Here is a 9,418-nt window from a genome sequence, read left to right as displayed (position 1 = left end):
GCCCGCACCCCCACCCGGCCAACCCAGTCAGTGTATTCTATGGGTTGGCCGGGTGGGGGTGCGGGCTGGCACCGTTCTCTACAAAAGTCCGCTACTGGAAATTAACCCCGGGCGGCGTAAGCTGCGGATATGGGCAGGGTTATTCCTTTCGAAGAACGGGCAGTCGCGCAGCTCCAGCAGAAGCTCGGCGCGGCGCAGGAAGCCAATCAGGACCTGATCGCCTTTGCCCGCGGCCACTCTGGCGCGGCCGCATCGATCCACGAGGCAGTGATCGCCGCGATGGAAGCCGACAGGCTCGACGCGCTGATCCACGTCATCACGCAGGAATGGCCGCTGATCCTCGGGCTTGATGCGGTTGCACTTGCCCTCATCGTCAACGGTGGGGGCTTCCGCGCCGATGCCAATGGCGTCCATCATGTTGAGCCACAACTCGTCCGGCGGGCGATGGCCGCAAGCAACGGCGTTACCATGCGCAACGTCGGACAAGGCCATCCGCTGTTCGGCCCGGCGTCGAGCCTGATCCGCTCCGAAGCGCTGATCCGCATCGACGCCGAGGCACCGCTTCCCGCGGGCCTGCTGGTCCTCGGCCAGCGCAGTAGCCAGGCGCTCGAAGGGCGTCATGGCTCCGAATTGATGCAGTTCCTTGGCCGCAGCATCGCCGCTATCATGCGTCGGTGGCTGATCGACTAGACCCCGCGGCGCTTCACTCCGCCCAGCTTCATCCAGCACAGGCTGTCGCGCTTCGCTGGAGCGCGCATCTCGCCCATGACCGCCGTCGTTCGCCGCACACGGTGCGGGCCTATGTCGCCACCGCGCATCGTTTCATCGCCTTCCTTGGCCGCCATCGCGGGGAGGAGATTGGCCGTTTCGCCTTGCTCAGACTGTCCGCCGCCGATCTTCGCGCCTTCCTGGCCGATCGCCGCGCAAGTGGGCTCGGCGCGTCGTCGGCAGCACGCGAAATGTCGGCGGTGCGGGGCTTCCTGAATTTTGCGGCAGAGGACGAGGGGATCATGCCCCAGCTTCCGCGCACGCGCGCCCCACGTCGTCCACGCACCTTGCCGCGCCCGGCCAGCCCGGCCGATGCCGTCAACCTGGCGCAAGATGCCGCCGAGGCTGCAACAGAGCCGTGGATGGGGCAGCGCGACCTGGCGGTCCTGCTGCTGCTCTATGGGTCGGGCCTGCGCATCGCGGAAGCCCTGTCGCTGACCGCGCAGGCGTTGCCGCTGGGCCAGGCGATGCGCGTTACCGGCAAGCGCGGCAAGACCCGGGTCGTGCCGATCCTGCCGACGGTGCGCGAGGCGATCGATGCCTATGTCAAATCATGCCCATGGCCGATTGTCGGCCACAGGCCGCTGTTCGTCGGCGCGCGGGGAGGGCCGTACAACGCCGATCTAGTGCGCCGCGCCGTCCGGGCCGCGCGGACTCGGCTCGGCCTGCCGGAGACGCTGACTCCGCACGCGCTTCGCCACAGTTTCGCAACGCACTTGCTGGCCCGCGGGGCGGATCTTCGCTCGCTCCAGGAACTGCTCGGCCATGCCAGCCTGTCGTCGACGCAAATCTATACGGCGGTCGACGCCGCGCATTTGCTCGACGTCTACCGCAGCGCACACCCCCGCGCTTAGCTATTTTATTATAATTCAGCAGTTTAGCCCGACCCGGGGTGCCGTTGTGAAAGGGCTTCGGACCCGCTAGCATGCCCAGGCCGGATCGCTGGCCACGAGCAATCGTGGCCCATGCGGTGCCATGCTTGACCGTGTCCGAGCGTCTCTCCTCGATCCCCCTGACGCGCGCCTCGTGACGCGCGATCGGGCACTGGCCGAACGCAGCGGCCGCCGGGCCGAGCGGATCGCCGCCTGGTGGCTTCGGCTCAAAGGCTGGACCATCCTTGCCCAACGCGCACGGGTTCGCGGCGGCGAAGTCGACATCGTCGCGCGGCGGGGCAGGGTGATCGCCTTCGTCGAGGTCAAGGCACGCCGGAACGAGCAGGAGGCGGGATTCGCACTCGATCATTATCGCCTGCGCCGGGTCTATGTCGCGGCGTCGATCCTGTTCGAACGCTACCGCCGCGAGGGCGACGATATGCGGGTCGATGCGATCCTGATCGTGCCAAGGCGATGGCCGCGACACCTGGTCAACCTGTGGCGCGACTGAACTGGGGTAGCCGCCGCAACAAGGGACCAGTGGGAAGTCAGCCCTGCAGCGACGGCGACATGGCCCTCGGCGGGGAAGGGTTAACCTGTCGCTAAATGACCGAAATGGGTAATTCTTCGGCAGGTGCCCGGTCTGAAAACGATCGACTTATTGGTCCGTCTCGGCGCCGATCGGTGCCCGGGCCCGCTGCCGCCACAATCGCCAGACATAGCCCAGAACCAGCGCTGCCATGATCAGGTTCGACGCCGGACCGATGATCCGGTCGACATCATGATAACGCTTGCCAAGCGTATATCCTGCCCCGGTCAGCAGTGCTGTCCACAGCGCGGTGCCGATCGTCGAGGCGACGAAAAAAGTCGAGAAGCGCATCTTGAGCAGTCCCGCAGGGACCGAGATGATCGAGCGCAGCGTGGGCAGTAACCGCCCGACGCCGACGATCAACCACCCGCGGGTACCAAACCAGCGCTCGGCGCGAACAATATCGTCCCACTCGATCGTCAGCCACCGGCCCCAGCGCAGGATGAACGGCCTCAGGCGAATGATACCGAGCGCGCGCGCGGCGAGATACCACACCAGATTGCCCAGCATCGCGCCTGCGGTACCGCTGGCGATCACCGCCCACAGCGACATCTTGCCCTGCGCGGCGGCGACCCCGGCGACGGGCATGATCACTTCGGACGGGATTGGCGGGAACACCGTTTCCAGGAACATGAGGAAGCCCACGCCCAATACCCCGGCCTGTTCAATCAGGCGAATGACCCAGTCCGACATGGCTATCCTTAGCTTGTGCGGGCAGCGAGGCGGGCGTCGATCGCGTCCCAGATCATCCCCGGCGTGTCGCTACCGTTGAAGCGGTCGATCGCGACGATCCCGGTCGGCGAGGTGACGTTGATCTCGGTCAGCCACTCTCCGCCAATCACGTCGATGCCGACGAACAGCAGTCCGCGCCGCTTGAGCTCGGGCGCGAGTACCGCGCAGATTTCCTGCTCGCGCAGCGTCAGGTCGGCCTTGGCCGCCGTTCCGCCGACTGCCAGGTTCGACCGAATTTCGCCCTCGCCGGGAATGCGATTGATTGCGCCGGCAACGACGCCGTCGACCAGCACGATGCGCTTGTCGCCGCTCGCAACGCTGGGCAGGAACGCCTGCACCATATGCGGCTCGACATAGGCCGCGTTGAACATTTCGATCAGCGACGACAGGTTGGCACCATCGCTTTCCACCTTGAAGATTGCCTTGCCGCCATTGCCGTGGAGCGGCTTGATCACGATTTCACCATGCTTGGCGAGAAAGTTGCGCGTCGCATCAAGCGAGCGGGTGATCATCGTTGGTGGCATGAAGCGGGCATAGTCGAGCACGAACAATTTCTCGGGCGCGTTGCGGACGCTGGCGGGATCGTTGACGACCAGCGTTTCGCCACGGATCCGTTCGAGCAAATGCGTTGCGGTGATGTAGCTCAGGTCGAACGGTGGATCCTGGCGCATCAGAATGACGTCGACGTCGCGGCCAAGATCAAGCAGCTTCGGCTCACTGGCGGTAAAGTGATTGCCGACCTCGCGGCGAACCGTGACCGGGGTTCCCATCGCATAAAGCCGGTCACCCTTCCAAGTCAGGTCGGTCGCGAGATAGTGGAAAAGTGTGTGGCCGCGCGATTGCGCCGACAGCATCAGGGCAAAGGTCGAATCCCCGGCAATGCCGATCGATTCGATTGGATCCATCTGGACGGCGACACGCAAGGGCATGGGGGGAGCGCCTAGGCCAGCGCGTCGCCCTCGACAAGCTCGAGCGCGCGGGCATAGGCGCGCTTGCGCGGGATCGAGAGGGCGGCTGCGACTTCGGCGGCGGCGCGCGACGGAGACTGGCTGGCCAGCGCGGCGATCAGGGCGGTGTCGAGGTCGTCGTCGCTGGCAGCGATGCGCTCGGGCGGCGGTCCGACGACGATCACGATTTCTCCGCGCGGCGGGGCATCGGCATAACGTGTCGCAAGGTCGGCCAGCGTCCCCGTCACGCATTCCTCGTGGAGCTTGCTGATCTCGCGAGCGACCGCGGCGCCGCGATGCCCAAGCCCTTCGGCCAGCGCGGCCAATGCCTCGCCCAGCCGCGGACCGCTCTCGTACAGGACCAGGCTCGCGCGGACTCCGGCGACCTCGGCAATCGCCTCGCTCCGGGCACGGGCCTTGGCGGGCAGGAAGCCCAGGAACAGGAACCGGTCGGTCGGCAGCCCCGCCAGCGTCAGGGCCGCTACCGCCGCGCACGGTCCGGGAATGGTGTGGATCGAGACCCCGGCCGCCCGTGCGGCGCGGACCAGCTTGTACCCCGGATCCGAAATCAACGGCGTCCCGGCATCGCAGATCAGTGCAATCGCCTTGGACCCCAACTCGGCCAGGATCCGATCTCTTACGCCTTCGTCACTATGGTCGTGATAGGCGGTCATCGGCGCCGTCGCCCCGACATGTTTGAGCAGTTTCGCGCTGACCCTCTTGTCCTCGGCAAGGATCCGTTCGACCCCGCGCAACGTTGCCCCTGCACGAACCGACAAGTCGCCCAAGTTGCCGATCGGCGTGGCCACGATATAGAGGCCTGGGGCAAGGGGAGTTTCGTTCATCGTGAAGGTCAAGACATGACAGCATCTGCTCATCTGCTGCAAGCCCGCCGCCAGTTTATCGCAACGGCGCTGCTGGCGCTCGCGCTTGCCGGTTGTCAGACCGGAGGGGGGCGACCGATCATTCGTCCCGACCAGGCGCCGCCGTCGACCGTCGGTGGAGTCGTCTCGACCGAACAGCGCAATCGCGTCGCGATCATGGTCCCGCTGACCGGCCCCGATGCTGCGGTCGGCCAGTCGATCGCTAACGCCGCCAACCTTGCCCTGATCGACAGCGGGGACCGGACGTTGCGCCTGACGGTCTACAACAGTGCCGGTCCCGGCGGAGCCGCCGTTGCCACCGCCAATGCTATCGCCGAAGGCAATGGCCTGATCCTTGGTCCCTTGCTCGCCGACGAGGTGCGCGCGGCGAGCCCGATCGTCCGCGCCGCCAGCGTGCCGCTCGTCGCCTTTTCGAATGACGAGAGCGTTGCCGGCAACGGGGTCTATATCCTCGGCTTCACCCCCAACCAGTCGATCGACCGGGTCGTCACCCTTGCCCGCCAGCGCGGCGCGGCGCGCTTTGCCGCGCTCGTCCCGACCGGCCTCTATGGCCAGCGCGCGGCCCAGGCGATGCTCGCCTCGGTGCGCGATGCCGGCGGCCGGATGGTCGCGATGGAGACTTACAACCGCAATCCCGCTGCGCTTCGCACCGCTGCCGCTGCGCTTAATGCCAAGGGCGCCAGTGATGCCGTGCTGATCGCCGACGCCGGACGTATTGCCGCGCTCGCCGCGCCGTCGCTTCGGACCACGCCGCATATCCTCGGTACTGAATTGTGGGCCAATGACCATTTGCTCGGCGCCACCCCGGCGCTTCGCGGATCATGGTATGCGGCGGTCCCCGACGCCCGCTTCGGCCAGCTCGCGACACGCTACAAGGCGCGCTACGGCAAGGCTCCCGTTCGCCTCGCCAGCCTGGGCTATGACGCGGTCCTCCTCGCGGTGCGCAGCAGTCGTGACTGGCGAGTCGGGGCAGGTTTCCCGTTGGGTGCGCTGCGTGACCGCGAAGGCTTTGCCGGGGTTGATGGAATCTTCCGCTTCGACCGTCGCGGCGTCGCCCAGCGCGCGCTCGAAGTCAGGCAAGTCACGGCCGCCGGAACGACCGTCATCGCACCTGCCGCAAAGGCCTTTGGCGGCTGATTCTTTTGCGCTTTCGCTGCGCAGCAAAAAGAGTCATGTTCGCTCCCTATTCTGTTGGGGAGAGGCAGGATGCTAAGCTTGTTATTCGTCGCGATGCTGGCCGCGGGAAGCGATAATAGCGCGCGCACGCAATTTACCTCGTGTCTGCGCGCATCCTATGAAAAAGGCACGGCGCAGAAGCTGGCCGCCGACGGGTATGGCGCCTTTGCAAAGCAGGAATGCGCGGTGCAGATGCAGGGCTTCCGCTCGGCGGTCATCGGTTATGACATGAAGGCCGGATGGACCCGCAAGAAGGCCGAGCCCGACGCCGATTCCCAGGTCAATGACTATCTCGGCGAATGGACCGATCGCTACCGCGACAGCCACAGTGCGACCGCGGCCAAATAGTCAGGCGGCAATTTCGGCGAGGATCGAATCGAGCAGCAGGCGTCCCGCTTCGGTTGTCGCAATTCGCGGCCCGCGTCGTTCGATCAGGCCATGGCCGACCAGCCGGTCCACTGCTCGCTGATCAACCAGCGTCTTTACCCCGATGCGCTTCGCCAGCGCCGCTGGATCAATCCCCTCGTCCAGGCGAAGACCCATCACCAGCGCCTCGCTCGCCGCCTCGTCACTGGCCAGATATTCCTCCTCGACAAGCCCGTGTCCGTTGCGCGCTACGGCGGCGAGGAAATTTTCGGGCTTGCGATGCCGCACCGTTCGCATCCCCGTCCGCCGGCCATGCGCCCCGGGACCGACCCCGGCATAATCGCCATAATGCCAATAGGTCAGGTTGTGGCGGCTCTCCGCCCCCGGGCGGGCATGGTTCGAAATCTCGTAGGCCGGCAGCCCGGCGAGTGCGGTCCGCGCCTGGGTGTATTCGAACAGTCGGGCCGCCATCTCGGCATCCAGCGGGTCGAACTCGCGTCTGGCGACCATCGAGGCAAAGCGCGTGCCGGGCTCGATCGTCAGTTCGTAAAGCGACAGATGCTCGGTGCCGAGCCCGAGCGCACGGTCGAGCGTCGCCGCCCAGCGCACCTCGTCATCCCCCGGCAGCGCGTAAATCAGGTCGAAGCTGACCCGGGCCACTGCAGATTGCGCCGCCTCTAGGGCGCGCAATCCCTCATCTGCCGAATGCGCCCGCCCAAGAAAGGCGAGCGAGGCATCGTCGAAGCTTTGCAATCCAAGGCTGATGCGGTTGACTCCCGCCGCCGCAAGCTCGGCAAAGCGCGCGGCCTCGGCGCTGTTGGGATTGGCCTCCAGCGTGATCTCGACATCGTCGGCGCAGGGCCAATATTCCCGCGCCGCCGCAATCACCGCCGCGACCGTGCCCGGATCCATCAGGGACGGCGTCCCGCCCCCGAAGAAGATCGAGGTCAGCGTCCGTCCGGGAAGCAGCGCGGCTTCATGCGCCAGGTCAGCCAGCAACGCCTCGCGCCACTGGTCCTGGTCAACGGTGTCGCGGACGTGGCTGTTGAAGTCGCAATAGGGGCATTTGGAGATGCAGAACGGCCAGTGGACATAAAGGGCAAGCGGCTTGCCAGGCAGGGGTTTGTTAAGATCTAAGGAGGACAAGGGGAGCGTCATGTTGCGAAGGGTCCTTATAGCGCTTGCACTGGTCGCGCCATGCGCGGCAATCAGTGCGTCCGCTGCGCTGCCCAGCCCCAACTGGCCGGCGCCCGCCAGCCGTGGCGAACCTTTGCTGCGTGCGACCTCACTATCCTTGCACAATGCCGCGAGGCGCGAATTCGGGACCGCGCCGATGGCGTGGAACGAAGGGCTCGCCGTTGCCGCCCGCGGCTATGCCCAGCAGATGGCGACGACCAATCTCTACCAGCATGATCCGACGCCCGGAAGGCGCAAGCTGATGGGCGAGAATATCTGGCGGGGTCCGCGCGGAGTTTTCTCCTACGACGTCATGCTCCACCTGATGATCGACGAGCGCGCACTGTTCCGCCGCGGGGTCTTCCCTGACGTCAGCACGACGGGCAACTTCCACGACGTCGCCCATTATACCCAGATCGTATGGCCGACGACCACCGAAGTCGGCTGCGGATTGGTGTCCAATGCGACCACCGATTACTTCGTCTGCCGTTACGCCCCGACCGGCAACAAGGACGGCATCATGCTCGACCCGACGTTACGCCTCGCGGAACGCGGCTAGCAGCTTGGCGAATGCATTGGCCCGGTGGCTGATGCGGTGCTTCTCGTTCTGGTCGATCTCGGCGAAGGTCCGCTCCATTCCCGCCTTCACGAACATCGGGTCATAGCCAAAACCCTTGTCGCCGCGCGGTGGCCAGACGAGCGTGCCGTCACACCGTCCTTCAAAGCTTTCGACCGTCCCGTCGGGCAACGCCAGCGACAGGACGCAGACGAAATGCGCGTCATGCCCGGCGTCGGGCCCGGCGGCCTCGACCTCGCGCGACACCCGCTCCATCGCCCGGCCGAAATCGCGCTCTCCATCCCCGTCTTCGGCCCAGCGGGCGGAGAAGATGCCGGGGTTGCCGTGAAGCGCATCGACTGCAAGTCCGCTGTCGTCGGCCAGCGCGGCAAGCCCCGACAGGTCGGCGGCCTGCCGCGCTTTCAGCTCGGCATTGTCGACGAAGGTGACCCCGGTCTCGTCGGGCTCGGGCAGGTCGAGTTCCTCGGCGCCGACGCACTCGATCCCCAGCGGCGCGAGCAACGCCCTGATCTCGCGCAGTTTCCCCGCATTATGCGTGGCGATGACAAGCTTGGCGGGCTTAATCACCGGCCGACGGCTTTCAACTGGCCAGTGAAGATGTCGGCGCAGCCGATGCGGGCGAGGCGCAGCAGGCGGAGCAACTGCTCCTCGTCGAAGGTCGCGCCCTCGGCGGAGATTTGTGCCTCGACGATCGCGCCGTCGCCGGTGAGGACGAAATTGCCGTCCGATCCTGCCGACGAATCCTCGATATAATCGAGGTCGAGCACCGCGGTTCCGTCATGGATGCCGCACGACACGGCGGCGACCTGGGTGCGGATCGGATTGTTCGCCAGCTTGAGCGTGTCGACCGCCAGCCGAAGCGCGACCCACGCGCCCGAAATCGACGCTGTACGGGTGCCGCCGTCGGCCTGGATGACGTCGCAGTCGATCAATATCTGCCGCTCGCCAAGTGCCGCCATGTCGACCACGGCGCGAAGGCTTCGCCCGATCAGCCGCTGGATTTCCTGCGTCCGGCCCGACTGCTTGCCCTTGGCTGCTTCGCGATTGCCGCGAGTGTGCGTCGCGCGGGGGAGCATGCCGTACTCGGCGGTGACCCAGCCCTGGCCCTTGCCGCGCAGGAACGGCGGGACTTTCTCTTCCACCGAGGCGGTGACGAGGACGCGGGTGTCGCCGAAGCTGACGAGGCACGAGCCTTCGGCATGTTTGGTGAAGCCGGGCTCGAAGCTGAGGGTTCGCATCTGGTCGGGGGCGCGGCCTGAGGGGCGCATGATTGATCTCCTTGGATTTGATGCGCTCCCTAGACCGGAGGCCCAGCCAATCCTAGATGCCAT

12 protein-coding genes are annotated in these 9,418 nt (G+C 66.0%); 6 read left to right on the top strand and 6 right to left on the bottom strand.

Annotated elements, in window-relative coordinates; translation table 11 throughout:
• Positions 1 to 129 precede the first annotated feature (129 nt).
• The 3 genes from U1700_RS09550 to U1700_RS09540 all read left to right on the top strand — a co-directional run bounded on the left by U1700_RS09550 (position 130) and on the right by U1700_RS09540 (position 2,151).
• Positions 130 to 690 carry a DUF484 family protein gene (locus U1700_RS09550; protein ID WP_332752240.1) on the top strand — a complete coding sequence of 187 codons (561 nt, stop codon included), beginning with the start codon at positions 130 to 132 and terminating at the stop codon, positions 688 to 690.
• Positions 675 to 1,622, top strand: a complete 948-nt coding sequence (locus tag U1700_RS09545; RefSeq protein WP_332752238.1) for a tyrosine recombinase XerC — start codon at positions 675 to 677, stop codon at positions 1,620 to 1,622. Before U1700_RS09550 ends, U1700_RS09545 begins: the two co-directional genes overlap by 16 nt.
• 121 nt (positions 1,623 to 1,743) lie before the next feature.
• Positions 1,744 to 2,151 carry a YraN family protein gene (locus tag U1700_RS09540; protein WP_332752236.1) on the top strand — a complete coding sequence of 136 codons (408 nt, stop codon included), beginning with the start codon at positions 1,744 to 1,746 and terminating at the stop codon, positions 2,149 to 2,151.
• 147 nt (positions 2,152 to 2,298) lie between these two features.
• On the opposite strand, the gene U1700_RS09535 is transcribed toward U1700_RS09540, so the two are convergent.
• From U1700_RS09535 to rsmI, 3 genes are read right to left on the bottom strand one after another with little or no spacing between them, the layout of a single operon-like run.
• The gene (locus U1700_RS09535; protein ID WP_332752234.1) at positions 2,299 to 2,922 is read right to left on the bottom strand and encodes a DedA family protein; all 624 of its coding nucleotides are present in this window, start codon (positions 2,920 to 2,922) and stop codon (positions 2,299 to 2,301) included.
• Positions 2,923 to 2,930: 8 nt separating this feature from the next.
• A complete protein-coding gene (gshB, locus tag U1700_RS09530) occupies positions 2,931 to 3,890 on the bottom strand; it encodes a glutathione synthase (protein ID WP_332752232.1) in 960 nt (319 codons plus the stop codon).
• A gap of 11 nt (positions 3,891 to 3,901) precedes the next feature.
• Entirely contained in the window at positions 3,902 to 4,753 is an 852-nt protein-coding gene (gene rsmI, locus U1700_RS09525) for a 16S rRNA (cytidine(1402)-2'-O)-methyltransferase (RefSeq protein WP_332752230.1), read from the bottom strand.
• 15 nt (positions 4,754 to 4,768) lie between these two features.
• Between rsmI and U1700_RS09520 the strand changes: the two genes are divergently transcribed.
• On the top strand, positions 4,769 to 5,929 hold the full coding sequence (locus tag U1700_RS09520; protein ID WP_332752228.1) for a penicillin-binding protein activator: 1,161 nt from the start codon (positions 4,769 to 4,771) through the stop codon (positions 5,927 to 5,929).
• 69 nt (positions 5,930 to 5,998) lie between these two features.
• Positions 5,999 to 6,316 (top strand): hypothetical protein, encoded by a 318-nt coding sequence (locus tag U1700_RS09515; protein ID WP_332752226.1) that lies wholly within the window; start codon positions 5,999 to 6,001, stop codon positions 6,314 to 6,316.
• Here U1700_RS09515 and hemW read toward each other — a convergent pair whose 3' ends face one another.
• A complete protein-coding gene (gene hemW / locus U1700_RS09510; protein ID WP_332752224.1) occupies positions 6,317 to 7,492 on the bottom strand; it encodes a radical SAM family heme chaperone HemW in 1,176 nt (391 codons plus the stop codon).
• Between hemW and U1700_RS09505 the strand changes: the two genes are divergently transcribed.
• Entirely contained in the window at positions 7,491 to 8,069 is a 579-nt protein-coding gene (locus U1700_RS09505) for a CAP domain-containing protein (protein WP_332752222.1), read from the top strand. The genes hemW and U1700_RS09505 overlap by 2 nt on opposite strands.
• Here the strand turns inward: U1700_RS09505 and rdgB are convergent.
• Both rdgB and rph read right to left on the bottom strand, forming a co-directional pair.
• Positions 8,046 to 8,654 (bottom strand): RdgB/HAM1 family non-canonical purine NTP pyrophosphatase, encoded by a 609-nt coding sequence (rdgB, locus tag U1700_RS09500; RefSeq protein WP_332752220.1) that lies wholly within the window; start codon positions 8,652 to 8,654, stop codon positions 8,046 to 8,048. The two genes, U1700_RS09505 and rdgB, sit on opposite strands and share 24 nt — an antisense overlap.
• The gene (gene rph, locus U1700_RS09495) at positions 8,651 to 9,355 is read right to left on the bottom strand and encodes a ribonuclease PH (RefSeq protein WP_332752218.1); all 705 of its coding nucleotides are present in this window, start codon (positions 9,353 to 9,355) and stop codon (positions 8,651 to 8,653) included. The genes rdgB and rph overlap by 4 nt, the downstream gene beginning before the upstream one ends.
• Positions 9,356 to 9,418: the final 63 nt, after the last annotated feature.

Source organism: Sphingomonas sp. RB1R13 (assembly GCF_036663775.1).
GTDB lineage: Bacteria > Pseudomonadota > Alphaproteobacteria > Sphingomonadales > Sphingomonadaceae > Sphingomicrobium.
Note: the sequence above shows the minus strand (reverse complement) of the source record. Positions and strands in the feature narration are given on the sequence as shown.